The sequence below is a fragment of the Pantoea sp. DY-17 genome, assembly GCF_019795975.1.
GTDB classification, from domain to species: domain Bacteria; phylum Pseudomonadota; class Gammaproteobacteria; order Enterobacterales; family Enterobacteriaceae; genus Pantoea; species Pantoea leporis.
Genome location: NZ_JAIMIG010000004.1, coordinates 276,449 through 302,487, shown reverse-complemented (window position 1 = coordinate 302,487; position 26,039 = coordinate 276,449). Strand labels below are relative to the sequence as shown.

General features: G+C 51.6%; 24 protein-coding genes, 1 tRNA gene and 2 pseudogenes. 15 read left to right on the top strand and 12 right to left on the bottom strand.

Annotated elements, in window-relative coordinates; translation table 11 throughout:
- Positions 1 to 13 precede the first annotated feature (13 nt).
- A tRNA-Phe gene (locus tag K5Y33_RS18225) sits at positions 14 to 89 on the top strand.
- 131 nt (positions 90 to 220) lie between these two features.
- On the opposite strand, the gene K5Y33_RS18220 is transcribed toward K5Y33_RS18225, so the two are convergent.
- From K5Y33_RS18220 to K5Y33_RS18205, 4 genes and pseudogenes are all read right to left on the bottom strand, one after another.
- On the bottom strand, positions 221 to 712 hold the full coding sequence (locus tag K5Y33_RS18220) for a type VI secretion system tube protein TssD (protein ID WP_222234940.1): 492 nt from the start codon (positions 710 to 712) through the stop codon (positions 221 to 223).
- A gap of 1 nt (position 713) precedes the next feature.
- On the bottom strand, positions 714 to 977 hold the full coding sequence (locus K5Y33_RS18215; protein ID WP_222234798.1) for a hypothetical protein: 264 nt from the start codon (positions 975 to 977) through the stop codon (positions 714 to 716).
- Positions 955 to 1,473 (bottom strand): DUF2778 domain-containing protein, encoded by a 519-nt coding sequence (locus K5Y33_RS18210; RefSeq protein WP_222234939.1) that lies wholly within the window; start codon positions 1,471 to 1,473, stop codon positions 955 to 957. The genes K5Y33_RS18215 and K5Y33_RS18210 overlap by 23 nt, the downstream gene beginning before the upstream one ends.
- A 412-nt stretch (positions 1,474 to 1,885) precedes the next feature.
- Positions 1,886 to 2,257: pseudogene (locus tag K5Y33_RS18205) on the bottom strand (TIGR03759 family integrating conjugative element protein); the annotation flags it as partial.
- A 344-nt stretch (positions 2,258 to 2,601) separates the two neighbouring features.
- Between K5Y33_RS18205 and K5Y33_RS18200 the strand changes: the two are divergent.
- Together K5Y33_RS18200 and K5Y33_RS18195 are read left to right on the top strand one after the other, a co-directional pair.
- Positions 2,602 to 4,716 (top strand): AAA family ATPase, encoded by a 2,115-nt coding sequence (locus K5Y33_RS18200; RefSeq protein WP_222234794.1) that lies wholly within the window; start codon positions 2,602 to 2,604, stop codon positions 4,714 to 4,716.
- A complete protein-coding gene (locus K5Y33_RS18195) occupies positions 4,703 to 6,757 on the top strand; it encodes a UvrD-helicase domain-containing protein (RefSeq protein WP_222234792.1) in 2,055 nt (684 codons plus the stop codon). Before K5Y33_RS18200 ends, K5Y33_RS18195 begins: the two co-directional genes overlap by 14 nt.
- Before the next feature lie 44 nt (positions 6,758 to 6,801).
- On the opposite strand, the pseudogene K5Y33_RS18190 reads toward K5Y33_RS18195, so the two are convergent.
- A pseudogene (locus K5Y33_RS18190) lies at positions 6,802 to 7,153 on the bottom strand (DUF3577 domain-containing protein).
- Positions 7,154 to 7,380: 227 nt separating this feature from the next.
- Here K5Y33_RS18190 and K5Y33_RS18185 point away from each other — a divergent pair.
- Complete coding sequence (locus K5Y33_RS18185) at positions 7,381 to 7,839, top strand: GNAT family N-acetyltransferase (protein WP_222234791.1); 459 nt, start codon at positions 7,381 to 7,383, stop codon at positions 7,837 to 7,839.
- A 6-nt stretch (positions 7,840 to 7,845) separates the two neighbouring features.
- Here K5Y33_RS18185 and K5Y33_RS18180 read toward each other — a convergent pair whose 3' ends face one another.
- The 7 genes from K5Y33_RS18180 to K5Y33_RS18150 all read right to left on the bottom strand — a co-directional run bounded on the left by K5Y33_RS18180 (position 7,846) and on the right by K5Y33_RS18150 (position 15,812).
- Positions 7,846 to 9,888 carry a pyridoxamine 5'-phosphate oxidase family protein gene (locus K5Y33_RS18180; RefSeq protein WP_222234789.1) on the bottom strand — a complete coding sequence of 681 codons (2,043 nt, stop codon included), beginning with the start codon at positions 9,886 to 9,888 and terminating at the stop codon, positions 7,846 to 7,848.
- A 10-nt stretch (positions 9,889 to 9,898) separates the two neighbouring features.
- The gene (locus tag K5Y33_RS18175) at positions 9,899 to 10,516 is read right to left on the bottom strand and encodes a glutathione S-transferase family protein (protein WP_222234788.1); all 618 of its coding nucleotides are present in this window, start codon (positions 10,514 to 10,516) and stop codon (positions 9,899 to 9,901) included.
- Between the two features lie 129 nt (positions 10,517 to 10,645).
- Positions 10,646 to 11,158, bottom strand: coding sequence for a ferritin-like domain-containing protein (locus K5Y33_RS18170; RefSeq protein ID WP_137386456.1), 513 nt, complete (start codon positions 11,156 to 11,158; stop codon positions 10,646 to 10,648).
- Between the two features lie 70 nt (positions 11,159 to 11,228).
- Positions 11,229 to 11,411, bottom strand: coding sequence for a general stress protein (locus K5Y33_RS18165; protein WP_101761861.1), 183 nt, complete (start codon positions 11,409 to 11,411; stop codon positions 11,229 to 11,231).
- 415 nt (positions 11,412 to 11,826) lie between these two features.
- Positions 11,827 to 13,233 (bottom strand): MFS transporter, encoded by a 1,407-nt coding sequence (locus tag K5Y33_RS18160; RefSeq protein ID WP_222234786.1) that lies wholly within the window; start codon positions 13,231 to 13,233, stop codon positions 11,827 to 11,829.
- 161 nt (positions 13,234 to 13,394) lie between these two features.
- Positions 13,395 to 14,483: a tartrate dehydrogenase gene (locus tag K5Y33_RS18155; protein WP_222234785.1), complete on the bottom strand. Its 1,089-nt coding sequence runs from the start codon at positions 14,481 to 14,483 to the stop codon at positions 13,395 to 13,397.
- An 18-nt stretch (positions 14,484 to 14,501) separates the two neighbouring features.
- Positions 14,502 to 15,812: an MFS transporter gene (locus K5Y33_RS18150; RefSeq protein WP_101761864.1), complete on the bottom strand. Its 1,311-nt coding sequence runs from the start codon at positions 15,810 to 15,812 to the stop codon at positions 14,502 to 14,504.
- Between the two features lie 129 nt (positions 15,813 to 15,941).
- Here K5Y33_RS18150 and K5Y33_RS18145 point away from each other — a divergent pair, with 129 nt between their 5' ends.
- From K5Y33_RS18145 to fabF, 11 genes are all read left to right on the top strand, one after another.
- Positions 15,942 to 16,850, top strand: coding sequence for a LysR family transcriptional regulator (locus K5Y33_RS18145; RefSeq protein WP_222234784.1), 909 nt, complete (start codon positions 15,942 to 15,944; stop codon positions 16,848 to 16,850).
- Between the two features lie 255 nt (positions 16,851 to 17,105).
- The gene (locus K5Y33_RS18140) at positions 17,106 to 18,065 is read left to right on the top strand and encodes a LysR family transcriptional regulator (protein WP_192236355.1); all 960 of its coding nucleotides are present in this window, start codon (positions 17,106 to 17,108) and stop codon (positions 18,063 to 18,065) included.
- Positions 18,066 to 18,416: 351 nt separating this feature from the next.
- The gene (locus tag K5Y33_RS18135; RefSeq protein ID WP_222234782.1) at positions 18,417 to 19,871 is read left to right on the top strand and encodes an NAD(P)-binding domain-containing protein; all 1,455 of its coding nucleotides are present in this window, start codon (positions 18,417 to 18,419) and stop codon (positions 19,869 to 19,871) included.
- On the top strand, positions 19,868 to 20,350 hold the full coding sequence (locus tag K5Y33_RS18130) for a hypothetical protein (RefSeq protein ID WP_222234781.1): 483 nt from the start codon (positions 19,868 to 19,870) through the stop codon (positions 20,348 to 20,350). The genes K5Y33_RS18135 and K5Y33_RS18130 overlap by 4 nt, the downstream gene beginning before the upstream one ends.
- Positions 20,347 to 20,913, top strand: a complete 567-nt coding sequence (locus K5Y33_RS18125) for a peroxidase-related enzyme (protein WP_110867262.1) — start codon at positions 20,347 to 20,349, stop codon at positions 20,911 to 20,913. Before K5Y33_RS18130 ends, K5Y33_RS18125 begins: the two co-directional genes overlap by 4 nt.
- Positions 20,914 to 20,923: 10 nt before the next feature.
- Positions 20,924 to 21,661 carry an amino acid ABC transporter ATP-binding protein gene (locus tag K5Y33_RS18120; protein ID WP_222234780.1) on the top strand — a complete coding sequence of 246 codons (738 nt, stop codon included), beginning with the start codon at positions 20,924 to 20,926 and terminating at the stop codon, positions 21,659 to 21,661.
- Between the two features lie 20 nt (positions 21,662 to 21,681).
- Complete coding sequence (locus K5Y33_RS18115) at positions 21,682 to 22,497, top strand: transporter substrate-binding domain-containing protein (RefSeq protein ID WP_101761871.1); 816 nt, start codon at positions 21,682 to 21,684, stop codon at positions 22,495 to 22,497.
- 82 nt (positions 22,498 to 22,579) lie between these two features.
- Positions 22,580 to 23,266: an amino acid ABC transporter permease gene (locus K5Y33_RS18110; protein ID WP_154155525.1), complete on the top strand. Its 687-nt coding sequence runs from the start codon at positions 22,580 to 22,582 to the stop codon at positions 23,264 to 23,266.
- 15 nt (positions 23,267 to 23,281) lie between these two features.
- A complete protein-coding gene (locus K5Y33_RS18105; protein WP_192412085.1) occupies positions 23,282 to 23,974 on the top strand; it encodes an amino acid ABC transporter permease in 693 nt (230 codons plus the stop codon).
- A gap of 172 nt (positions 23,975 to 24,146) precedes the next feature.
- The gene (locus K5Y33_RS18100; protein WP_222185486.1) at positions 24,147 to 24,692 is read left to right on the top strand and encodes a helix-turn-helix domain-containing protein; all 546 of its coding nucleotides are present in this window, start codon (positions 24,147 to 24,149) and stop codon (positions 24,690 to 24,692) included.
- 42 nt (positions 24,693 to 24,734) lie between these two features.
- Positions 24,735 to 25,997 carry a beta-ketoacyl-ACP synthase II gene (fabF, locus tag K5Y33_RS18095; RefSeq protein ID WP_222234778.1) on the top strand — a complete coding sequence of 421 codons (1,263 nt, stop codon included), beginning with the start codon at positions 24,735 to 24,737 and terminating at the stop codon, positions 25,995 to 25,997.
- Positions 25,998 to 26,039 lie beyond the last annotated feature (42 nt).

Here is a 26,039-nt window from a genome sequence, read left to right as displayed (position 1 = left end):
AATGCGCCCCGTTGCCCGGATAGCTCAGTCGGTAGAGCAGGGGATTGAAAATCCCCGTGTCCGTGGTTCGATTCCGCGTCCGGGCACCAACATTCTGAAAACCCAGCTTATGGCTGGGTTTTTGCTTTTCTGGGTTTCATCACTCTTCATACAACCTTGCGACGATTACGGCTCGATGCGGTGCTTGAGTCTCTGTATCTCAAAAGCAGGAAAGTTTGTTCTAAGCGGTTGGACGCTCGTTCCAAGCATCGGTGTACTGGATGTTGCCATCCACAATTCGCCACGTGATTTTTTCATACTGCAAACTGACGCTTTCCGTATGGTTTAGTTTGTCATTGCCTGCAAGCTTCACATTTGCCACGCCGCAGTTAACGCCGGTGACTTTCACGTTTTCCATCAGCACTGTGTAATAGCAAACCTCCTGGCCAGCATCGCTAATGTTATAGAAGCGAAGTTCAGCGCTTTTTAGCGTCTGCCCGGTGGCTGCTGCCTTGTACAGATAAGGCGTGGAGCTATCCACTTCTTTCTCAATCATCATTGATGAATGCTGGCGCGTACCGGTGATCCAAACGTTAGATCCGTCCACTGGCAGGTTAATGCCATGGCTCATGCCGATAATTTCAATGCTGCCTTCACGATCATGAACATCAACAGATCCTCGAATATCTGCGCCACCATCATCTTTAAGCCACATATACGGAGGGATTGGTATTTTACTTGCTCCTTATTTTTTTGATTAACTTCATGGTTATTAAGTAAACAGCCGTGGTGATGGACACCACGATGACAACATCAATGTAGAAATAGGCGTCGTAGAGAGTTTCAATGTTGGATTCGCCGCTTATTAACACGGCAACCTTTCGGGCGAAATTCTGTGAGATGTACGTTTCAGCGCCACCGAGCGATCTGCCCACAGCCAGCGTTACTAGTATGAAGAAAACGCATTTTGCGGCCCTACGGGCAAGTGTTTGAGCCATTGGCAACAACCTCAATTAATCCTCGGGCCATCAGCGAAGGCTTGCCTGGCACGGGCACCATTAATGTGTTCATAAACGCCTGGCGGATACGCGCATAATCGGAGTTGTGGGGGATGGTGATGCAACCTTCTGACACGGTTCCCGGATGAAGCCGGAACAGTTCGCGGCGCACGCCCTCATACCAGGTTTCGTCGTCAATGGCTGCATCCTCCCGATAGAGTGCAAACCATTCACTTCGGCCAAAGGCCACGCCTTTCGTGTACTTGTTCCAGGCGTCCTGTAATTCCGCCTTTCGCTTACCAAAGAAACCACCCGCGCCGCGATCGACAACCCAGTATTTCCCGGGTGGCAAAGGGCCGTCCCCCGAAACTGCGCCGCATCTACCTCGATTTCGATAAGCACCATTACCAGAAAATGCCATGAAAACGCCGACGCCATAGATGTTTAATGGTGCGTATTCCGCGCCGTTCAGAATAAGTGTTCCATTCAGTGCCATCGTTCCCTCAATATCCATGTAATAACTTTGGGTGATAGTAACAATGAATGGAATATAGTGCCAAAAATTGTTAGGGATTCTTATGGGTTGATCTAACGTTTTGAACTAATGATTTTTTGAATGGTGCGGTTGGGGTTGTTTAATATGACCTATAAATCAATATTTTAATTGAGTTAATGCCAGGGGAGGGTTACTTAAACTAGCACTGCTACTTCAAGTGCCAGTGGTGATATCGCCAGATTGATAACAGGAGCTTTTGTAACTACAGCAACTTTGGCTAAAAGAAATTCCTGAAGAGCGGATGCAAATCGTGGCATCCGGTGTTTTAAACTTTCATCCAATGCATGACCGTAAATTGCAGGTGCTGAACATAGGCTTTGATTTCTACCAGTTAGATAACATCGTGAAGTTCATCAGTGAGAACATTGGACTGTTGGGCATCGCAGCGCTGGCAATCCGCTTCGCGCACGAACAGCGCTAAGCGACCACCTGAATCATGCGCGATACCTGCGGCATTGCCCTTGTTGACCGGCAGAATGTTGGGCATCAGGCGCTTCCAGGCAGCATCAACTTCGCGCTGGAATTTGAGCTCTTTTTGGGTGCGCTCGTATTCTTGTTTTACCCAGAGTTCGGCGTAGCGACGGCGTTCGGCGTCGTTACGGGCTTTAATACCTAGTGTGGTGACAGGGTCTAAATTAGTGGAATGAACTCTTCGGATACTTTCCTTCAAAAAAAGATATCTATCATACTCACTATTTGATAATCCCCATTTTTCACATAACATTTCGAAAGATATTTTTTTGTTTCATTTAAATATGCATGTTCCTTATAAGTTGTTTTCTCTTTCGCTTGAATAACACCAGAGTGGATTGTAGTTAATATGACTAAGTATGCTATTCATACTCGCATGAATATCCTTATTTTTTATATTGTTTACTTGATTCATTTTTAATTTAAAAAAGAAATTCAGTTAAGGATTAAGTGATTGCCGAAAAATAAATAGAATCTGGGCAGGTATTGCACTAAACCCACCAGTCATTGTGTTGTTGATTGTCTTTGAAATCTTTAGTATTTATACATGATTGCCTAAGTTATGGTTGAAAAACAGACTCGCTGGAGGACATCAAAGTGCATGTAAGTAGCTTAAAAATAGAGAATTATAGGAAGTTTGGGGATTCTGATAACCTTATAGGGCTTGTCGACTCTAACAGTAGTAATGCTAAAGATAACATCGTAGCATCATCTACAACTCTAGTTATCGGAAAAAATAACTCTGGGAAAACTACCGTCACAAAGGCTCTTGAGTTAATAATATCAGATTCTGATCGAATTACAGGTCATGATTTTAATTATAATTACATTAACGCAGTCGTAAATAAGCACATTTCACAAGACTTCACAGTATCACCTAAAATGAGATTTGAAATTGTAATAAACTTTGACAACAGTGAAAATGATTTTACTGGTGCTTTAGGGGCATTTATAAATGCTAAGGCGGCGAAAGAAAATGGTATAAAAGTAGCAAGGGTACTTATAGAGTATCAAGTTAAGGAAATATCATCATATAATGAAAGGGTAAAGCAATTATTTGAAGGCATTAGCAGTGGAGAAGTAAATCATGCTGTTCTTTTTAGAAAGTATATAGATATCATTTCTTCGCTTCAATTCAAAAAAATTGTAAGGAATTCAGCTGGCAGAGTTATTGATAAGGTATCCCCAAAAAATATAATTGACTTGAGAGTTATTTCTTCTGCAAAGAACATACACGACAGAAAACTTTTGACGAGATCTTTCAATAAAATAATTAAATTTATGTATGAGAATAATAAAGAAGATTATAATGCAATACTAAATTTAGTTGAAAAAAATAATGATGCCCTAACAGGAGATATTAAACTCAAGCATCAATCGGGAGTTGAGAGCGTTCTTGAGCAAATACTATCTGATAAAAAAATTGGTATTGACCTACGCTCAGACCTGACTTTTGACAAGCTAATGACTGATCTTGTGACCTATGAACATAAAGATGGCGACTATATGGTGCCTGAGGGGCAATTTGGTCTTGGATATGCTAGCTTAGTTAGTATTATTGGAGAGATTATTGACTACGCCAATCAAGGGTTAAAATCAAATAAGCAAAGCAGGATTCGACTGTTGTGCATTGAGGAACCAGAAGTGTTTATGCACCCACAGATGCAAGTAAATTTTGTAAGGCACATTCAAGAGGCATTATTGGCGATTTTTGAACTGGCACAAAAAAGTATCAATTCAATAAAAACACAATTACTAGTCACCACTCACTCATCTCATATACTTAATAGCATTATTCATGGAAGCAATACCTTCGACGAAATCAACTATATATATTTGAAAGAGGGCAATGCAGCAAATCTAATACTTAAAGATAATGACATTTGTGATGGTAAATCTGTTGAAGAAAAAGAACATTTCGAGTTCATAAAAAAACACATTAAACATCAAGTTCCAGAATTATTTTTTTCAGATGCAATAGTTTTAGTTGAAGGTATTACTGAAGAGAGAGTCTTAAATTATTATATTGAGTCGGATAAATTACTTAGCAGAATGCATATATCTGTATTTAGAATAGATGGTGCTCATGGTAAGGTTTATGAAAAATTGCTGTCAAGGTTAAAAATCCCAACATTAATAATCACTGATGTTGATTATAAGTATGATACTGGCGAGGATTTAATTGGTGACGAATCAAGTGATGAAACAATTAGTCAAGAAATAGGTCAGATAACCAATATTGATAATAATTGGATTACAACTAATGCAACACTAAAGCATTTTTTTAATAGCAACAAAATTAAGGAGTTTAACGAGTTTTATTCAAAAGACAAATTGATGGTTGTTTACCAGAAAGATGGTGTAACTATCACTGATAAGGGTGAAGAATTTACTTATTTCGCAAGGAGTTTTGAAGAGGCTATATTACTTGAAAACTTTGAAAATGAAATGCTATATGATGTTTTGGAGGGGATCTCTAAAAAAGTTATACGTGAAATGGTTGGCATGCCAAAAGATTACATAAAGCTGGCACACAATTCTAGTAAGATACAAAAGTTACTCACGTCGAATAAAAGCGACTTTTCAAACTCAATGATATATTCGTTGGTTACTAAAGAAATCAATAGACCTGTGTTGCCTGTATATATAAACGAAGGCTTAAAGTGGCTTAGCAATACATTAGCGAGCAGGGAGGTTGATGATGTCCTATAAAATTGATAAGACTCAAAAAGATATCGAAGATTCAGTAAGCTGTAAGCTTCTCAATCACGTCCGAGACTTTGAGTCATTTTATTTTATTGCTGGCGCTGGCTCTGGGAAGACGCATGCATTGATCGATAGTGTCAATGAAATTATTACTTCCAAACATAATGAATATGGGGTGACGGGCCAGAAATTACTATGTATAACTTACACTAATAACGCTGTGGATGAGATTAAAAGTAGGATTGGTGACGTCAATTATGTGGTCATTTCAACAATTCACTCATTCCTTTGGGAATCGATTAATGTACATATGCAGGAATTATTGGAAATTCATGTGGATTCTATCCAGCTTGAAATCGATAGAATTGAATTTGAAATATTCCAAAATGAAGACTCATCTCCTTCAGTCCAAAAGTTGCGTGATTTGGGGCGCGATAAGTTAGACGAAATTATTGAAGTCCTACTCCTAGATGAAAGCCGTTTTTATGAATGTTATTACTCTAAGGCTAGTGTTTTTTGGGGGTACTTGATTGAAAATTTCGGGGAGAACTTAGTATCAAGCATTAAAAAAGATTACAGGGAAGTAGGTCGTGCTTTAGCTAGTCTGTTAAAAGTTAAAAAATTTACAGGTTGTATTACTAAAATCAAATGCAATGATTTAGAGTATCAAGAGGTAAAGTATTTCAGTAATAGAAATCTTGAGGTTTTACACAAAAACATAATTGGTCACGATACCCTGCTTAAATATTCATGCGATATCTTCAAAAAATATGAGTTGCTGTCTGAAAAAATAATAGACGCCCATCCGTTTGTGTTTATAGATGAATTTCAAGATTCAAAATGTGAAATATTAGATATATTCATCGATTTAAATAAATATGCCAAAAAAAATAATAAAAAATTCTGCCTTGGCTTCTTTGGTGATCCACTTCAAGCTATCTATAATAATGGAAAGCACATTTTAAATCCTGATATGTTCTTAGTAGATAAAAATATCAATCGAAGATCTCATCAAAATATTGTGTCTTGTATGAATAAGATAAGAGGTCAAAGTCATTTAATTCGTCAGGAACCTATAAAAATACATAACAACACTTGTGATCTTTCATTGAGAATTGAAAGTGAAGTAAATTATCAATATGATTTTGTCCTAAATGAGATTAAAAGTGGCATAGAGAAATGGAATATAAATAAAAATAATAAACTGACTTGCTTAGTGCTTAAAAATAGTATGTTGGCCGAGTTATGCGGCTTTAAGGATATTTTCAACTTAATGTATGAACTCTACTGCTTGGAGTCACCTAAGGGCTTTGAAAAAGTCAGTTCTGAGTTTTTGTTCAATAACAAAAAAAATGCTGGAAATCTTCCTCTATTGATATTCGAAATGCTTCTTCCAGTTTATATTATTAAGCATGACGAGAGCGCATCCCTTGAAGAGGTTTTTGAAACAAATCTGACTAATACCATCAGCCTAAATGAATTAATAGATAGCGTTCGATTTTTTAATGAATTAGAATTTAATAATTTATATGAATACATTCACAATGCTTTATCCAAAAAGAATGGGTTGTTATCTCCTAGCAATAATTTAGTGAGTGTAATTGAGTTTGTAGTGGGTTATAAAACCCAAGACTTGAATGAATTAATTGATTGTATATATCAGAAAGTTAAGCTACGGAAAGGAGATGAGGCCAAAAAAATACTATCCAATATTTTCATGGTTGACATAAAACAAGTTTATGCTTGGATTTCATATGTTTTACAGGACTCGGTAAATCAAGATGTTCAATTTATGACATGCCATGCATCAAAAGGATTGGAGTTTGATAACGTAATTGTTTTCCTGGATGATACATTCAATAGGAAGCGCGGCTATATTTCAAACTTATTCAATTCGGACCTTGATGTTATTTCCAATGATGATATTGAGGCAGCAAGGAGACTGTTTTATGTTTCATGCTCAAGAGCGATAAAAAACCTTCAAGTGATATTGTATACTGATAATGAGATATCAAACACTTCAATTTATGACATTTTTAAATGTTAAGAAAGATTTTGTTTTATCCTAAAAAGCCCCGTCAGGGGCTTTGATTAGAAAGAATTACCTGCATAGTCGCTATTTTTTTCTTCACGAGGAGGTGTTGAATCACTCCTTTCTGACCTATAAACCATCGCCTGACCAATCTTGAATCAATCGACCTTAATCAGTCTGTCTTTAAGGCTAACCCGCTGTTCGCCTGCATGATCACCTTTATTAAGGGTGAAAATGTCAGACGTCAGGTTGCTGAAAGTAAGTCCAAGCAGCACTTTTGATCCTCATCTACGGCTTTCTGGCAGCGGCTTATAAGATCCGTTGTTCCTTACCAACGACAGTGGCAACAAAGCGCACATAGGTTGGGCTGTCAGTGGGGCCCCTCAGCGCATTCATCCCTGAAGGATAAATGCTTCCGTCATGAAGCGCGGATAGCTATGCCGCGCTAGCTGGTTAGTACAAAGAACCTCAACACAAAGGTGATATCCGCATTAAGAGGTTGAGCGGATCGACCAAAGGTTAACTCCAGAAATCAGCCTAACCACAGCAGCTATGTCCAAATAAAGAATCGCTTGTCGCCCACAACCATCCTTCATAAATTCTCTTACACCCCAACCCAATTATCGTAGGTCGCAGAGATGAGTGAGTTCGTCATAGAAGAGTGGAACAAAGAGGGTTATCTCATCAGCACGGATGAAAATAAACTGGACCTCGCCGCCATACACCGTTATCTCACCACTTCGACATGGGCAGCAGGCATTGATGAAGAGACGGTTTATGCTTCGGTACAAAACAGCCTTAACTTTGGTCTTTACCATCAGGGCGAACAAATTGGTTTTGCGCGGCTCATCACGGATTACGCCACCTTCGCTTATCTGTGCGATGTTTACGTGCTCGACGCGTATCAGGGAAACGGCCTGGCACGCTGGTTGATGGCGTGTATTCATGCGCATCCGGTTTTTGCGCGGCTGCGCAGAATTACGCTGTTCACCAGCACGGCGCCGTGGCTGTATGAAAAGTTTGGCTATCAACCGGTTAACCAGCCGAATTACGCGTGGACGATTACCCGGCCTGATATCTACAAAAATAAAGCGTGATAAATCTCACAGCGCCAGCTGAATCGCCTGCACCTCATCCTCCTGCTGCGCCGGCCGCGCGCAGCAGATCAGCACTTCATCATCCGCCACTTGCGCGCTCGGTGGCGTTGGGTAAGTCACCGCGCCTTGCAGCAGTTTGGTTTTACAGCTGCCGCAATGTCCGGCGCGACAGCTGTACGCTGGGCTCAGGCCACGCGCTTCAGCCAGCTCAAGCAGCGAACCGGTATCCGGCGTCCAACGCGCCTCTTTCAGTGAATCCGTGAACTTCACCGGCACCGATTGGGTTGCTATCGGCAACAGCGGTTTTGCTTCTTTAACAATATCGTTGGTGCGCTGCAGCGACGACGGCCCAAAGGCTTCGGCGTGAATGCGATCGTCGGCGATATTCAAGGCGCGCAGCCCGTCGTACAGCGCCTGGGTAAATTGCGGTGGACCGCATAGATAGAAGTCGTAATCGTTAAACGGCAGCACCCGCGAGAGCAGCGCCATATCGATGCGGCCGGCAAAATCGTAATCAACATCCGGTTCTGCATCCGCCGTCTGGCTCAGCACGCGCACCAGTTTCACCGCGCCGTGCGCCGCCGCCAGCAACTGGTCGATTTCTCGCACAAAAGGGCGCTCGGCTTTGCTGCGCGCCGACTGGAACAGAAACGTGGGGCGCAGGCGCTGTTTGCGCTCTCCTTCGTATATCAGATGTCGCAGCATCGCCAGCATCGGCGTGATGCCCACGCCAGCGGCAAGCAGCACCGCCGGACGCGGTTCGCTGGCGTCGAGAGTAAAATCACCCGCCGGCGCACGCGCTTCCAGCGTATCTCCGGTGTGGAGATGATCGTGCAGGTAGCACGAAACCACGCCATCGCGCTTGACGCTGATGCGGTAAAACCCATCCGATGGCGCGACCGAAAGCGTGTAGGCGCGCATCAGCGGCTTATCCGTACCGGGCAACTGCAGGCGAATCGGCAGATGTTGACCGGCCAGATGCGGCAACAGACCCGCGCCATCATCCGGCACTAAATGAAACGAGCGGATCGTGGCGCTCTCATCCACCACCTTAATCACCTTGAACGGACGCCAGCACGAAGCCAGATCTGCTGCACGCAGGCGTTCGGCGGCGGCTTGCCAGTCGCCGGTCATCAGCGAACTGGGTGCGACGCCATCCGGCGGCGTTAACCAGCGTAAGGCGAGGGCGGCACGACGACGCACGATACGGCGCGGGCGAAACGTCCACAGCCGCTCGGCACCCTGAAAAGCGGCGATCTCGGGCGAGTCGAGAATCACTTCGGCATCGCCGCTCAGTTGCAGCGTGTCGCCGCTGGCGTAATCAACAAACAGCAATCCCGCTTTGCCATTATGGTGAATGTTGCCCAGCGTGGAGAAAAACAGATTGCCGTTGAAGTCGGGAATGGTCAGCAGACCACTTTCGCTCACGCGCACGAAACCCGGTTTGCCGCCGCGATGCGAGGCATCAACCTGGCGTTCGGCATAGGTGGCGACGTAGAAGGTATCCGCCGCGCCGATGCTGGCGCGCGCGGCATCATCCAGCGCGCTCAGGGTTTCCACCTCACCGCGATAAGGTTCGGCGGGATGGTGCGCAAAGTGAAAGTCACGCAGCTGGATATAGCGCGGGCAGTTGCCAAAACTCTGTTCCACTTGCACGCGAAAACCAGCGCCAATCGCCTGCAGCACGCCGTTCATGCGGTTACGTCGCCGCGTGTGCAGTTCGATGCCGAGCAGCCCAATCGGCGCGCCATCCTGCATGCCCGCCGCCGCGGGATCGCCTTGATGCGGACGCGCTTCGATATCCAGCGTGGTGGCATTCGGCGAGAAGATAAAACCGGGTTGGCCTTCCAGCAGCGTGGCCCACGCATCGCCGTGCGCATCCACGCTGCCCGCCACAATAAACGGCAGCTGCGTGTAGAAGTCGCGGTGTTGATCGGGCATGTGATCGCGGATCACGCGCTGGCCAACGTCCGCCATGCGTTCCGCCACGCCCGCCTGTTGCTGAAGTGCAATTTCACCCTGATGCCAAACCGGCCGTTTCTTGCTCATGATGGTGGACTCAGGCGATGCTGCGCAGGCCAGCTGCAGTTTGAGGGAAGGGCACAAAGCCCGGCAGCGCTTCGATGCGACGCAACAGCGCGTTCACCGCCGGATAGCCGGAGAGATCGACATTGCCTTCTGGCGCACCCACGATATAGCTGTACTGCGCGACGTCGGCGATAGTCGGGCGATCGCCAACCAGCCATTCACGGCCTTCAAGATGCTGCTCAATGCGTGACAGCACCAGATGCGCGCGGGCAATCACCTCTTCTGGATTGAACGGGCGGCCAAATACGGTAATCAAACGCGCCGCAGCCGGACCAAAGGCGATATCACCGGCTGCCACGGTGAGCCAGCGCTGTACCGCCGCCGCGCCCAGCGCATCTTCCGGCAGCCATTCGCTGCGACCGCTTTTCTTCGCCAGATAGACCAGAATGGCATTGGAATCGGCAATAAACACGCCGTTATCTTCCAGCACCGGCACCTGACCAAACGGATTCATGGCGAGGAATTCCGGCGTTTTGTTTTCGCCAGATTTGAGATCAACATCGATGACTTCATGCGGTAAATCCAGCAGCGACAGGAACAGACGTGCGCGGTGAGCATGACCAGAAAGCGGGAAGTGATAGAGTTTCATGTTGCGGTTCCTTAGGTGTTGCTCGGGATAATCCCGAGCCTTGCCATAAGGTTCGCACAGACAATTTAGCGGCAGAATAGCCGGGTTAGCGAAGTCATTGTTGCGAAAAATGGAAGAATCGTGCCGGAGCTACTTCTTAGCTTCCACGCCTGGCGTAGCGGAGCGAATCAAATACTGTTCGGTCACGTCCGGCAAATGCGTCAAGGTCCAGTCGGCCATGGCGATTTCCTGCTCGCGGATGCGCGAGAAGATATCGGCACTTTCGTGATCGTTGAGATGCTGCGCCGCCGCAATCAGTGAGGTGTAGCTGGCAATCTCAAGGTGCTCAAACACGTGGCCGCTGATCGCGCCTTTCACCACTTCATCTTCCACCATCACGCCGCCAATCGACTGACCGAAAGCGGAGATTTTGCCGGCGAGGTCTTTCAATACCGATTGAGAAGTGGAGTAGCGATCGATCACGCTCTGCACCAGCGTCTGATGTTCACGGGTCTCAACAATATGCTGCTCGATACGCAGTTTAAGGTCGGGATAGTGTTCAAGGCGCGAGGCCATTTTTTCCAGCATGCTTTCAGCCTGTTTTTCCATGGCATGGGCATCTTTTACCCAATCGAGAAAGTGCTCTTCGCTGTTGTGGCTCATAATATTTTCCTGCCAAATAAATAAAAGGAGATTGCGGCTGTTGCCGAATTACCGGCCAGCCGCAATAACGTTATGCGGGAGATTTATCGACGACTCGACGGCTTTTTTTACCGCCTTTTCGTCCCGCTTCAATCGCACGCTCTGGATTATTACGAAAATTGCCGCCGCTTAATTGGCCGCCTTTTTTACCCGCTTCGCGGGCTCTTTCCGGGTCCATGGCAAAATTGCCAGAACCGCCACGTGGTGCTGTCATAATGAATACCTCAGATAAAGGGGATAACGCATATTTCATTTGCTACTTAAGGTTAGCTCTAAAAGCCAAACGTACAACCAGTTGCAATTAGGAATTATCCTAATAGGATTGAAATCGTTAAGTTATTTTACATACTTAAAATAATTTGATTTGGCAAAAAAGATAATTAAAGCTTCGCGATTAATGGGTGAGAGAAAATAATTGACCGCTGCGCTTATAATTTTTTTCTCTTCCAACGTGATGAAATGAATTAAAATTCCTGATGCTTTTATTTTTTTCTTAGAGAAAGAGTGGCGACCAGATCATTAGCCATAATCTTAAAAGGGGTTTTATAAATATAAATGCTAATAAAAAAGGGATTATTTTAAGCGAAGCGCACTATTTCTGCTTTTTAACCATAAATAGTGCGTTGGGATTATTTTACCAGCACCTGCGCACCGGCGTTTTTCTCCAGTCGCATTACATCAAATAGCGACAGCAGCACCAACAGCGCCACACCGGCGAAGGCGATATGAACATCGCTTTGCGCAATTTCGCTATGCTCCTGCCACAGCATGGATGCGCGCAGGAACAGCGCCGCCAGCGCAATACCCGCGCTCATGCTGAACTGGAAGAAGATGCTGAACACCACCGAGGCATCGCTCATCTTGTTTTGCGGCACATCGGCGAAGCCCAAGCTGTTGTAACAGCTGAACTGCAGCGAGCGCGACAGCCCGCCAACAAACAGAATCGCGGCAATCGCGAAGTAGCCCAGCGACGGATTGAGCAGCAAGCAGCCGAGCATCGCCGCAAGGCTGATCATGCCATTGAACATCAGCACGCGACGAAAGCCCCAGCGCTTCATTAACCAGGTTGTCGCTGGCTTCATCGCCAGGTTTCCGGCAAATACCCACAGCACCATCGCACCGGCCTGCGCCGCGCTCCAGCCAAAGCCAAGCTGAAACAGCAACGGCAGCAAATAGGGCACCGCGTTGATTGAGGCGCGGAACAACGAGCCGCCAATCACCGCATTGCGGAAGGTGGCAATTTTCATCGCGCTAAACGGCAGCAGCGGCTGCGCATGGCGGAAGCTGTGACGATACGCCAGCCAGCTGCACAGCATGCCCAGCAGCAGCAACGGTATGCCAAAACTGAGATGCATCTGCCCGAGCGCTTCCAGCGCGATAATTAATGAGGTGCAGGCGGTGGCGGTAAGCACAAAGCCGCGCACATCAAACGGCCGCCGCTGTTCGCTTTTAAACTGCGGCACCAGATAAGCGGTGGCGATAATGGCGAGGATGCCGAGCGGAATATTGAGCCAGAAAATCCACGGCCAATGCCCGTAGGTGACAATCAAACCGCCCAGCGGCGGGCCGAGCACCGGCGCAATCAAACCCGGCCAGGTAATAAAGGCGATGGTTTTCACCATGTCCTTTTTCTCCGTGACGCGCAGCACTACCATGCGACCGACCGGCACCATCATCGCGCCGCCAATGCCTTGCAGAATGCGACTCAGCGTGAACATCGCGAGCGTGTCGCTCAATCCACACAGAATCGACGCGAGGGTGAAAATCAGGATGGCGCTGGCAAACACCGTACGCGCGCCAAAGCGCTCTGCCAGCCAGCCGCTCATCGGAATAAATACTGCCACCGCCAATAAATAGGCGCTGACGCCAATGTTCAGCGCCACCGGGCTGGAAGCGAAGTCGCGCGCCATCTGCGGAATCGCGGTGGTAATCACCGTGGCATCGAGGTTTTCCATAAAGAAGGTCACGGCAACCAACAACGCTAACAGCAGGGTGCGATGGGAATTCGGTCTGGCTTCTCTGCCTGAGTCGATCATGCGAGGTCCTGCGAAAACAGAAGGATGCAAAGACTTTTAATGAAAAGCGCAGCAGGTGCAAATCAAAATCACAGAATGCATGAGTCGTAGCGGCGCAATTCATTGCGCGATAAATCGCGCCGCTAAGCAATGTGCGATGACAGGATGCGCACTGGATAAAATCAGATGGCTTCTGCCACAGTAGCTTTTGCCTCAATAAACGCTATCACCGCTTTCGTCACCTCTGCCGTATTCGCTGTGCCGCCAACATCCGGTGTCAAAATGCCCTGAGCACAGACATATTCAATACCTTGCATAATCAGCGCCGCAGCATCCCGCTCGCCGAGATGCTCCAGCATCTGCACCGCCGTCCAGAAAGTGGCGATCGGGTTGGCGATGCCTTTGCCGGTGATATCAAACGCCGAGCCGTGAATCGGTTCGAACATCGACGGGAAGCGACGTTCAGGATCGATATTGGCGGTGGGCGCCACGCCTAAACTGCCCGCCAGCGCGCCGGCCAGATCCGACAGAATATCGGCGTGCAGATTGGTGGCGACAATGGTATCGAGGCTCTGCGGATGCAGCGTCATGCGATGCGTCATCGCATCCACAAGCATCTTATCCCACTGCACATCCGGGAACTCCTGCGCCACTTCAGCGGCAATCTCATCCCACATCACCATGCCGTGACGCTGGGCGTTGGATTTGGTCACCACCGTCAGCAGCTTGCGTGGGCGTGACTGCGCCAGTTTGAAGGCATAACGCATAATGCGCGTCACGCCAACGCGGGTGAAGATCGCCACTTCGGTGCCGACTTCTTCCGGCAAACCACGATGCGCGCGCCCACCATTACCGGAATATTCGCCTTCTGAGTTTTCCCGCACAATCACCCAGTCGAGATCGCCGGGGCCGCGATTGCGCAGCGGCGAGGTGACGCCCGGCAGAATTTTGGTCGGACGCACGTTGGCGTACTGGTCAAAGCCCTGACAAATTGGCAAACGCAAACCCCACAGCGTGATGTGATCCGGCACGTCGGGCGCGCCGACCGCACCAAAGTAAATCGCATCAAACGTCTTCAGCGTTTGCAGGCCATCTTCCGGCATCATTACGCCGTGTTGCTTGTAGTAATCCGAGCCCCAGTCAAAGGTTTGCACCGTAAACGTCAGCTGCGGATCGTGACGCGTCAACGCGTGCAGCACGGCTACGCCAGCAGAGATCACTTCCGGGCCAATACCATCCGCAGGAATCGCGGCAATTGAGTAGTTACGCATGATGTTTCTCCAGTTAGGTCAATGTGTATGAGGATGAGCAAGCTCTGCGGGATGCGGTGTTTTGCCGCGGGCAGAGAGAATCAGAACTACAATCGCCGATAGCACCAGCAGCCCGGCAACAAAATAGAGTCCCCACGTATAGCTGCCCGTTTGCTGACGGATCACGCCAATCATCATCGGGCCGACAAAACCGCCAAGGTTGCCGATAGAGTTGATGGTGGCGATGCCCGCGGCCGCCGCGGGACCGCTCAGGAACAGCGTCGGCATGCTCCACAGCGGCGGTTTGGAGGCGCTGATGCCGACGGTGACCAGCGTCAGGGCGATAATCACCGTAAACAGCGTGCTGACGTTCCCGGCATAAATCAGTCCGGCAGCCGCCAGCAAACAGGCACCGATAACATGCCAGCTGCGCTCTTTGGTGCGGTCCGAATGGCGCGCCCACAGAATCATGCCGATCACGCCCAGTACCGCCGGGAAGGCGTTGAGGAAACCAATTTCTATTGAGGACGCGCCGAAGCTGCGGATGATTTGCGGTGACCAAATGCCCAACGTGTACAAGCCTGCGGATGTGCCGAAATAGACCAGCGCCAGCGCTAACACACGCTTATCGGCCAGTCCGCGCCAGGCGCTGCTGTGGCTTTGATTGGCCGCGCGCGCCTGTTCTTCGGCCTGCATGGTCTTTTCCAGCCACGCCCGTTCTTCATCGGTGAGCCACTTGGCTTTCGCCGGGCGATCGGTGAGGTAAAACAGCACCACGATGCCGAATATCAGTGCCGGTATTGCTTCCAGCACAAACATCCATTGCCAACCGGCGTAGCCAAGCAGGCCATGCATCTCCAGTAATGCGGCGGAAATGGGCGAACCTAACGCAGTGGAAAGTGGGGCCGCAGCCATAAAGATGGCGGTGACCTGCGCTCGTTTCGCCGCCGGGAACCAGTAGCTGAGATAGAGGATGATGCCGGGGAAGAAACCGGCTTCTGCCACGCCAAGCAGAAAGCGCAGCAGGTAGAAGCTGGTGGTGCCCTGCACAAATGCCATGCAGCCGGACACCAATCCCCATGTGATCATGACGCGCGCAATCCAGATGCGGGCGCCGACTTTATGCAGAATTAAATTCGACGGTACTTCAAATAGAAAATAACCGAGGAAAAAGATTCCAGCGCCAAAGCCAAATACCGTGGGCGAGAAACCTAAATCCTGATTCATAGTTAATGCAGCAAAACCAATATTGACGCGATCGAGAAAAGCGATGAAGTAGAGCAGCATGATGAAGGGCACAATGCGTAACGTCACTTTACGCATCACCCTTTTTTCGAGGTGAGAGTTCATATTAAAGTGCTCCAGATTGTGTAGGGTGGTGTTATTTTTTGTAATCGAGTTCAGTATGCAGTTTTACTTTGGCTTATCATCAGATGTGGATTATATAAACTATTTGCATAATCAACGGGTGAGGGGAATGTGGATATAAATCAATTGCGTTGCTTTGTTGCGGTCGGTAAAGAACTGCATTTTGGTCGTGCCGCACAAAAGATGGAAATGATGCCTGCGTCACTTTCTCGCTTCATTCGTTTACTGGAAGAGGACCTCGGCGTGCGTCTGTTAAATCGATCGACGCGTAATGTTTCATTAACTGCCGAAGGCGCGCTCTTTTTTGACGACGCCAGCAAATTAATCGATCAATTTGATGCGCTGGCGAAACGTTTTAAAGTGGGATTAAAAGATGAACGCCGCACATTACGTATTGGCGCGATTGATAGTGCCGCGCGTGGATTAGTTCCGGCGTTACTTAATTTATTTGTTCCGCTGCATCCGCACAGCGATATTCATATTATTGAAGACAAAACCATTAATTTAATTCCGAAATTAAAGTCGGGTTGGCTGGATATGATTTTTATTCGCGAGCCGCAAAGTATTGATGCGTCATTAGCGGTGCGCTTTATCACGCGCGAAAGCTGCGTGCTGGCGGTGCCGATTCAGCATGTGCTGGCGGATCGTGAACGGGTGGCGGTGGCTGATTTTCAACACGAAGCGATGATCATTCCAGACCGGCGCACACGCCCGCACAGTCACGATCTCACCATGAGCTTGTTTAAACTGGCGGGATTCACGCCGCACATCGCGCAGTTTGCTGAAGAGAAGCAAACCATCCTGAGCCTGGTTGCTGCGGGGCTGGGATTGGCGGTGGTGCCCGCCTCGTATCGCACCATGAACAGCGACAGCGTTAGCTATATTGCGCTGGATCTGCCGGAGCAGATTAAAGGATTGCCATTGAGCATTGCCTGGCAGAAGGGCAACGAAGATCGGTTTCTGCGCGAGATGCTGCGCCTGTTGCATGAGCATCAGCGTGAGCTGACGGATAAGTTGTGATTTCCCTCACCCTAACCCTCTCCCAGAGGGAGAGGGAACTGGCCGCTGCGGAGTCTAACAATTCCCTCTCCCAGAGTGAGAGGAAACTGGCCGCTGCGGAGTCTAACAATTCCCTCTCCCGCCTGCGGCAGAGGGCCAGGGTGAGGGGCAATGCGCACTTTCCACCCTGTGGCTAATTCCCACCACTCTCTCTATGATGAAAACTTTCCCGCGCCAATGTCGGGAACGATCAATGAGTTAGGGAAAAATTGCGCGATGACCATTTTAAACGACCTGGATTTGCGGCAGCTGGAAGCCTTTTCGGCGGTGATCTCTGCCGGTAGCGTCACGGCGGCGGCGAAGGCGCTCAATCGCTCGCAGCCGGCGGTGTCGCGTTTGATTCAGGAGCTGGAACAATCGCTGGGTTATCCGTTGTTTATCCGCAACGGGCCGCGCATTCATCCTTCGGAAGAGGCGCTGCAGCTGCATCAATACGTGCAGAAAGCGCTGCTCTCACTGCAGCAGATTCGCCTGCGCGCGCAGGAGATCGCCCATCAGCAGCATCGTCCGCTGAGCATCGCCGCCACGCCGGCACTGGCGGCGGGTTTGCTGCCGCAGGCGCTGGCCGCGCTGAACCTGCAGAATAAAGTGCAGATCATCAGCGAATCCGCCGTGCAGACGGCGCATGCGGTGATCACTGCCGAAGCCGATCTCGGTTTATGCAGTTTGCCGCTGGAGCATCACGCGGTGGAGCTGCACTGGATTGGCCAGTCGCAATGCGTGGTGGCGCTGCCAGAGCATGACGAGCTGGCGGCGCAATCTCAGCTGTCGTTAAGCAGCCTGGCGGGACGCCGTTTGATTGCACCGTGGAGCCCGCAGCGGTTGCGCGGGCGCTACGAAAAGGCGCTGAAAATGGTCAAAACGCCGCTGCACGAAACCATCGAAACCAACTCCTCCGCCAATATTCTTGGCTGCGTGCGCGCCGGGCTGGGCGTGGCGATTCTCGAACCGGTCACCGGTTGGGGCATGCCGCTGGCCGGTGTGGCGATTCGTCCAATTGAGGAGGATATTCCCTACTACTTTGGCGTGATCACGCCGCAGGGAAGACAGATTTCAGCTGCCGCGCAGGCGCTGGTTGAGGCGTTAGCCAGCGCGGCCGCCGATTTGCTGCCGGGTTTTGAGCGTCTGCCCGCCAGCGAGCATCCGCGTATTATGCGGTTGATTAATCAGGATTAAATATCTCACCCCAATCGTATTTTGTAGCGGCGCAATGTTTTGCGCGATAAATCGCGCCGCTACGGAATGTACGTGATTTCAGTCATCAGCTTGCGTATGAAAATCTTCTTTTAAAAGCCTTATAACATTTCCGGCATAAGATATAAGAAATCCATTGGTCAAAAGCTGAGCGCGATTATTGACTCTGTTTTAGGGCAAGAGGATTATGCGAAACCTTAGCTCTTACTATGTGATTTAGTGATTAATGACCATTAACTATGTGTTATCAGGATAATGGAAATGCACAATCACTTACGCGATTTGGTGGTTTCGTCCGCACCCTGGCCGCCGCTTATTTCTGGGAAAACATGTATGACTTATGCCGCCGATGGCCTTGCCGCGCTGGAAGCTCAGCTTCAGCAGGATCTGGAATATCTTGAACTGCCCGCTAAATCCTGGGTGCCCGAGCGCACGCAGGATGGCGCACCCGTGCGTGACGTGGTGGTGATCGGCGCGGGCATGTGCGGGCTGGCGGCGGTGGCGAAATTGCAGTTCAGCGGCATCAGCAATGTGGTGGCGTATGACGCCACACCCGCTGGGCTGGAAGGTCCGTGGGTGACCTTTGCGCGCATGGAAACGCTGCGTTCACCGAAATCTCTACAAGGCCCGGCGCTCGGCATGGCGCAACTGACGTTCCGCGCGTGGTTCACCGCGCAGTGGGGCAAAGAAGCCTGGCAAGCGCTGGATAAAATTCCCAAAGCGCAGTGGATGGATTATCTGATTTGGTATCGCAAGGTGCTGAATCTGCCGGTGCGCAACAATGTGCGCGTCACCCACATTGGCTTTGCTGGCGATCTGATTGCGCTCGATGTAAGCGGTGCCGAAACCGGCCGCATATACACTCGCCGCTTGGTGCTGGCCACCGGACGTTCTGGTCTTGGCGGCTTCGCCGTGCCGGATTTCCTGCAAGGTATTAGCCGCCAGTTCTGGGCGCACTCCGCCGACGACATTGATTTCGCTGCCCTGCAGGGCAAACGCATCGCGGTGATTGGCGCAGGTGCATCGTCAATGGATAACGCCGCCACCGCGCTGGAAAACGGCGCGGGCGCGGTGGATCTGCTGATTCGTCGTAAGCAGATGCCGCGCATCAACAAAATGACCGGCATCGGCAGTCAGGGCGTGGTGCACGGCATGCATCAGCTGCCGGACGCGTGGAAGTGGAAGTTTGTCGATTACACCGCCACCACGCAAACGCCGCCGCCGCGCTCATCGACGCTGCGCGTATCGCGTCATGCCAATGCTCGCTTCTTGCTTGATTGCGGCATCAAAGCGGTCAAGCAAGAGGTCAATGGGCTGCTGATCGAAACCACGCAAGGCGCGCTGCGCTACGACTACCTCATTGCGGCTACCGGCTTTAGTAACGATTTCCACGACCGCCCGGAGTTTGCCGCGCTCGCGCCACATATCCGCAGCTGGCGCGACGGACGTTATCAGCCCGAAATGGGCGCGCCGCGGGCCAATCTGCTGGAAGCGCCGGATCTCGGCCCCGCCTTTGAATTTCGCGAACTGACACCAGGCGCATGCCCGCTATTGGCGCACATTCACTGCTTCAACGATGCCGCGATGCTGACGCACGGCAAAGTCTCCGGCGATATTCCGGCGGTGAGCGCCGGTGCCGATCGTCTGGTGCGCGGCATTACCGCTTCGCTGTTTGCTGAAGATGTCGAGCAGCATTACGCCAACTTACAGGCTTTTGACACCCCTGAATTGCAGGGCGATGAATGGGTGGATTCCACGCCCTTACTCAACCAGGAGAACGCGCAGTGAGTGACGCAATTGATCGCGCAGTCGGCTTAAACGCTGAAGATGTGCTGTACGGCACGCGCCGCCTGCGTCCGGAATTTGTTGACGGCGCGGAGCAGTGCCGCATCTCGGTGCTGGCACCCAACGACGATCAGGGTTTAGCGCCGGATGTACGTTTTGCGCTGGCGCAGCGCATGGCGCAGCTGAATAACGATGCCGCGCTGCAACAGGATTATCAGACGCAGCTGGCGGCGTTGCAGCCGTCAGAGGCGCTGCTGGCGCTGGCGGCAGGCGCCACCGATCTGCCAGAACCGCTGGCGAGCATCGCGCGCCACGCCGATCTCATTACCCAGCAGCCAATGCACGCCACGGAGCAGCACATTCGCCTGCTGGAGCAGACCGGATTGAGCAATCCGCAGATTGTGGCGCTCTCCGAGCTGATCGCTTTTATTAACTTCCAGACGCGCGTCGCGGCCGGATTACGTTTGCTGAGGTCTGCATGATTCCGTCGGTTAATCTCAAGCCGCTGCACTGGCATCCGTATATTGCGCCGGTTGAGGTAGAAGAGGCCACGCCCGCGCAGCTCGATGCGATGAAAGTGACGCCATCCAACAAGAAAATCTCCGAATATGTGCGCACGTTAGCGCACGATCCCGACAGCTACGTGGCGCGTACCGTGCTCTTCAACGCCATTATGTATGTCGATGGCGGGCTGGATCGCGCGGATCGTGAACTCGGCGCGCTGGGCGCGTCGATCGTTAACGGCTGCAAATATTGCGCGGTGGTGCACGCGCGTCGCCATGCGCAGCTGGCCGAAAGTGATGCAGTGGTGAGCGCCATCTACTTTGATCGTGCGGATGTGCTCGGCGAGCGTGATGCGGCGATCTACCGTTTTGCCCGCCGCCTGTCGGTGACGCCGTCAGAAGCCAGCGCCGAAGATATGGCGGCACTGCACGCGGTCGGCATGAACGATCAGGAGATTATCGATCTGATCCACGCCATCGCCATTTTTGGCTGGGCTAACCGTCTAATGCATGTGCTTGGCCATGCTGACCTGAACAAATAAGGGCTGCTGCATGTTAGAACTCAACGATATTAAGCTCTCTTACGGCAGCACGCCGATCCTGAAAGGTGTCGATTTGTCGGTGAAACGCGGCGATGTGGTGTCGATCATCGGGCCAAGCGGCACCGGTAAAACCACGCTGTTGCGCTGCATTAACTATCTGGCGAAACCGGCGTCGGGCACCATTCAGCTCGATCAGATCCGCATGGATTATCAGGCACCGGATAAAGCGGCGATCCAGGCGATCCGCCTGCGCACCGCGATGGTGTTTCAGCAGTTCAACGTGTTCAAAAACATGACGGTGCTGGAAAACGTGATGGATCCGCTGATCGTCATTCAACGCAAAAGCAAACAGCAAGCGCGCGATATCGCCGTGCAGGAGCTGGAGCGCGTCGGATTGGGCGCCAAACTCGATCACTATCCGTCGCAGCTTTCCGGCGGTCAGCTGCAGCGTACCGGCATCGCCCGCGCGCTGGCGGTGCGTCCTGATGTGATGTTGTTTGATGAACCGACCTCATCGCTCGATCCGGAGCTGGTGGGCGAGGTGCTGAAAGTGATTAAAGATGTGGCGTCCTCCGGCATTACCTCGCTGCTGGTGACGCACGAAATGCAGTTCGCCAAAAGTATCTCGAACCGCATCGTCTTTATGGATCAGGGCGTGGTGGCCGCGCAGGGCAGCCCGACTGAGATGTTTGATAATCCAACCCTGCCGCGACTTGCTCAGTTCCTCAATTCAGAACGCGTATTCTAATAATTAAAGGAATCAACGACATGCCTGCAATCAAAACCACTTTACGTCGCCTGGCCGCGCCTGGCATCATCGCGCTGGCACTCATCAGCGGTAACAGCTTCGCCGACGCGGTGCGCACCATCAAAATCGCCACTGCGGCGGAGTCTAAACCGCTGTCGTGGGGCGCGATTGGTCACGAGCCGCAGGGCTACGAGCCGGACGTGCTGAAAGCCATCAACGCTAAACTGCCGCAGTACAAATTTGTGATGGAAGGTGCGGCGGATATCGCCCAGGAAACGGGCCTCGCCACCGGCAAATATGACATGGCGACCGGCGGTTATTACAAAGCGCCAACGCGCAGCAAACAGTTCCTGATTCCGGATGCGCCGATCGGTGCCAGCCTGATGAAGATCTACAGCCGCAGCGATAGCACCATCAACAGCATGAAAGATCTGGTCGGCAAGAAGATTGTGCCGGTTACCGCCGGCGGCGGCGTGTACAAATTCGTGACGCAGTGGCAGCAGGACAACCCGAACGACAAAGTTGAGATCAAAGCTTCGAGCGCTGGCGTGCCTTATCCGGATCGTCTGAAAGAGGTGCAGCGTGGCAAATATGATGCGCTGATCCTGCCTTCGAACCTCGGCGAGCAAACGGTGATCGACAACCAGAAACTGGCGATCAAAGCCAGCGAGCCGGTTGCCATCAACAACACTTACGTGCTGATTCACCGTTCTGCCGAGAACCAGGCGCTGAACGATGACATCAACAAAACGCTGCAACAGCTGAAAGCGGACGGCACGCTGGATAAGCTGGCGCAGAAGTGGTTTGGCGAAGACGTCACGAAGTACATGAAGTAAGGATTCACTAAAGCTGCGCCCGGTGCTGAGCCGGGCGTTGCTTCATTGTTAGCAGGAGTGTTTCACCGTGAATCTGACTTCGATGATTCCCGAGCTGCTCTCGGCGCTGCCGTTGACGCTTGGCATAATGTTTGTCGCGATGATCGTCGGGTTCTTCCTGGCGCTGATCGCCACCGTGTTCCGCGTGCGCCGCATCCCGGTTATCAGCCAGTTTGTGGATTTGTACGTCTCATACGCGCGCAGCGTGCCGGTAGTGCTGCAGCTGTTTGTCGCGTTTTATGGCTTGCCGCTGGTGGCCGAGCAGTTTGGCTTCAGCGATTTTGTCACTGCCAACATCGCGGCGATGATTGGCCTGAGTCTGTATCACGGCGGTTATCTGTCGGAAGTGATGCGCCCGGCGTTTCTAGCCGTGGAGAGCGGCCAGCATGACGCCGCCGACAGCATGGGCTACAGCTTCCGCCAGAAAATGCTGCGTATTGTCGGTCCGCAAGCGGTGCACTATGCGCTGCCGGGTTACGGCAATGCGATTATCTATCTGATTCATAACGTGGCGCTGGTGATGTACATCGGTGCGGCGGATGTGATGGCGACTGCGCATCTGATCATGGAACGCGACTACAACCAATATCAGTTCGGCACTTATCTGGTGCTGGCGGTGCTCTATTCGCTGCTGTGCGGCGTGGCCTGGTTGATTATCCGTTTCTTCGAACAACGTCACGCGAAGTACAGCTCGAAAACTGCTGCACGCGTCAAATTCACCAGCGTCTGATAAGGGAGAGAAACCATGTTTGATCTTGAGGTTTTACTGCCGGACTTCTGGAGCATTCTCGATGCGGTGCCGGTGACGCTGCTGATGGCGGTGACGGTGTTTATCTGTTCAACGCTGCTCGGCGGGCTGTTTGCCTTTATTGAACATCGCCGCATTCCTGTGCTGCGCCAGTTGGTGATCGCTTACAAGATCGCCTTCAAAGGCGTGCCGATGGTGGTGGTGATTTTCCTCGCCTATTACGGTTTGCCGCCGGCGCTGGATTTCGTCGCCACGCTGATTGGCGTGAAAGTGAATGCGCACTCGCTGCCGAACTGGGTGATCATCATCGTCGCCCTGAGCGCCTGCGTCGCGGCGTTTCAGGCGGAAGTGTGGAAGGGCGCGCTCAACTCCTTTGATAGCGGACAATCGGATGCGGCGCTGTCGCTCGGTTACAGTGGCGGCCAGCTGTTCCGCCGCGTGATGTTCCCGCAGATTATCGTGGCGGCGATTCCCGATCTGGCCAACGCCTTTATGGTGATCATGAAAGCGCTGTCGCTGGCGTTTGCCATCGAAGTGGTGGATATCTTCGCCCAGGCGCAACTGACCGCGGCGCTGAATTTCTACTACCTCGAAGCCTTCCTGGTGGCGGTGGTGTTTTACATGGTGATTGCCTATGTGGTGACCAAGATCGCCGATAAGATTGAGGCGAGATTGCGGGTACGGACCTGACCAAATCCGCGCGATAAATCGCGCCGCTACGATCAAGTGCGCCCAACCGTAGCGGCGCACTTTGTTGTGCAAAGAAGCCATCGCCAAATCACTTTCATTCTGCAAGTTACTTGCAAAATGAAAGTCACTCTGCAACAGTATCCGGCATCAAACCGATGCGGGATAGCCAACCTTGAAAAACCAACCGCTCTACAACATGCCTTGTCCCATCGCGCGCAGCCTTGGGCGCATTGGCGATGGCTGGAGCATACTGATTATGCGCGATGCGCTGGCCGGTTTTACGCGCTTCGATGAGTTCCAGAAAAGCAGCGGTGTAGCGCCCAACATATTGTCGCGGCGGCTGAAAGAGCTGGTGGACGATGGCTTGCTGGAGAAGGTGTGTTACAGCACCAGCCCGGCGCGCTTCGAATATCACCTGACGGCCGTCGGTCGCGATTTTCGCGGCGTAATTCTGGCGCTCACCGAGTGGGGCAGCACGCATTTCTCGCCGGAAGGTCGCCAGATGCAGCTGGTGGAAAGCGCTACGCAGCGTCCGGTGAAGATGCAGCTGGTCGATAGCGAAAACGGCCAGCCGCTGACGCTGGATAACTATCAGATGGTGCCCGGCCCGGCAGCGGAGCCGATGATGCACTATCGCCATGATTATCTGCAGAAAAAACGCGCTGGAGATAACACCCAGAAATTTGCGCCGCCGCCGCTGCACCAGCCGCAGTCATAACGCTAACGCGCAAGTAAGCATCCGCAGATTAAGGAATGAAAAATGAAACGAATTGTCATTACCGGCATGGGGCTGGTATCGCCGCTGGGCTGCGGCACGGAAGCGGTTTGGCAGTCGCTGCTGGCGGGAAAATCGGGCATCAGCGCCTTGCCGCCAGAGATGGTGCAGGATATCGCCTGCAAAGTGGCGGGACAGGTGCCGACGCTGGAGCAGGATCCCCAGCACGGTTTTAATCCCGACGGCATTATCGCCGCCAAAGATCGCAAGAAAATGGATCGCTTTATCGAGTTCGCGCTGGTGGCGGCGCATGAAGCGCTGACGCAAGCCAACTGGTTCCCGCAGGACAGTGCGCAACAGCAGCGCACCGCCACGGTGATCGCCACCGGCATCGGCGGCTTTAACGAAATCGCCAACGCGGTTGAAACCACCGCCGAGCGTGGGCCGCGTCGCTTGTCGCCGTTTACCATTCCTTCGTTTCTCGCCAATCTGGCTGCCGGACACGTTTCGATTGCACATGGTTTTCGTGGGCCAATTGGCGCGCCGGTGACGGCGTGCGCGGCGGGTGCGCAGGCGATTGGTGATGCGGCGCGCTTGATTCGCAGCGGCGAAGCGGATATTGCGCTGTGCGGCGGCACCGAAGCGGCGATCCATCGCGTGAGCCTGGCCGGATTTGCCGCAGCGAAAGCGATGTCGGGCAGCTTTAACGATCGTCCAGAGCAGGCTTCGCGTCCGTTTGATCGCGACCGCGACGGTTTTGTGATGGGTGAGGGCGCGGGATTGCTGGTGATTGAATCGCTGGAACATGCGCAGGCGCGCGGCGCGACACCGCTGGCGGAGCTGGTGGGTTACGGCACCAGCGCAGATGCTTACCATCTCACCGCCGGCCCGGAAAATGGTGAAGGGGCACGCCGGGCAATGGAAACCGCGCTGGCGCAGGCGGGCATTACGGCGAGCGAGGTACAGCATATCAATGCACATGCTACGTCGACGCCGGTCGGCGACAAGGGCGAACTGGCAGCAATTAGCTCGCTGTTTGCTGGCAGCAAGGTAGCGATCACCTCCACTAAATCGGCCACCGGACATCTGCTCGGTGCGGCGGGCGGCGTGGAAGCGATCTTCTCGATTCTGGCGCTGCGCGATCAGGTTGCTCCGCCGACGCTCAATCTGCAGCATCCGGATGAAGCGGCTGTTGGGCTGAATCTTGTGGCACTCAAGCCACAGCCGACGGCAATGACCTATGCGCTTTCCAACGGTTTTGGCTTTGGCGGCGTGAATGCCAGTTTGTTGTTTAAAGCCTGGCAATAGGTTTCCTATAATGGACCGACGATAGCGCGCAGGAATCGCCCC

Coding starts and splice junctions, on each gene's coding strand:
- K5Y33_RS18215 (WP_222234798.1), bottom strand. CDS start 977: ATGGCTCAAACACTTGCCCGTAGGGCCGCAAAATGCGTTTTCTTCATA.
- K5Y33_RS18210 (WP_222234939.1), bottom strand. CDS start 1,473: ATGGCACTGAATGGAACACTTATTCTGAACGGCGCGGAATACGCACCA.
- K5Y33_RS18195 (WP_222234792.1), top strand. CDS start 4,703: ATGATGTCCTATAAAATTGATAAGACTCAAAAAGATATCGAAGATTCA.
- K5Y33_RS18185 (WP_222234791.1), top strand. CDS start 7,381: ATGAGTGAGTTCGTCATAGAAGAGTGGAACAAAGAGGGTTATCTCATC.
- K5Y33_RS18180 (WP_222234789.1), bottom strand. CDS start 9,888: ATGAGCAAGAAACGGCCGGTTTGGCATCAGGGTGAAATTGCACTTCAG.
- K5Y33_RS18175 (WP_222234788.1), bottom strand. CDS start 10,516: ATGAAACTCTATCACTTCCCGCTTTCTGGTCATGCTCACCGCGCACGT.
- K5Y33_RS18170 (WP_137386456.1), bottom strand. CDS start 11,158: ATGAGCCACAACAGCGAAGAGCACTTTCTCGATTGGGTAAAAGATGCC.
- K5Y33_RS18165 (WP_101761861.1), bottom strand. CDS start 11,411: ATGACAGCACCACGTGGCGGTTCTGGCAATTTTGCCATGGACCCGGAA.
- K5Y33_RS18160 (WP_222234786.1), bottom strand. CDS start 13,233: ATGATCGACTCAGGCAGAGAAGCCAGACCGAATTCCCATCGCACCCTG.
- K5Y33_RS18155 (WP_222234785.1), bottom strand. CDS start 14,483: ATGCGTAACTACTCAATTGCCGCGATTCCTGCGGATGGTATTGGCCCG.
- K5Y33_RS18150 (WP_101761864.1), bottom strand. CDS start 15,812: ATGAACTCTCACCTCGAAAAAAGGGTGATGCGTAAAGTGACGTTACGC.
- K5Y33_RS18140 (WP_192236355.1), top strand. CDS start 17,106: ATGACCATTTTAAACGACCTGGATTTGCGGCAGCTGGAAGCCTTTTCG.
- K5Y33_RS18135 (WP_222234782.1), top strand. CDS start 18,417: ATGACTTATGCCGCCGATGGCCTTGCCGCGCTGGAAGCTCAGCTTCAG.
- K5Y33_RS18125 (WP_110867262.1), top strand. CDS start 20,347: ATGATTCCGTCGGTTAATCTCAAGCCGCTGCACTGGCATCCGTATATT.
- K5Y33_RS18120 (WP_222234780.1), top strand. CDS start 20,924: ATGTTAGAACTCAACGATATTAAGCTCTCTTACGGCAGCACGCCGATC.
- K5Y33_RS18115 (WP_101761871.1), top strand. CDS start 21,682: ATGCCTGCAATCAAAACCACTTTACGTCGCCTGGCCGCGCCTGGCATC.
- K5Y33_RS18110 (WP_154155525.1), top strand. CDS start 22,580: ATGATTCCCGAGCTGCTCTCGGCGCTGCCGTTGACGCTTGGCATAATG.
- K5Y33_RS18105 (WP_192412085.1), top strand. CDS start 23,282: ATGTTTGATCTTGAGGTTTTACTGCCGGACTTCTGGAGCATTCTCGAT.
- fabF (WP_222234778.1), top strand. CDS start 24,735: ATGAAACGAATTGTCATTACCGGCATGGGGCTGGTATCGCCGCTGGGC.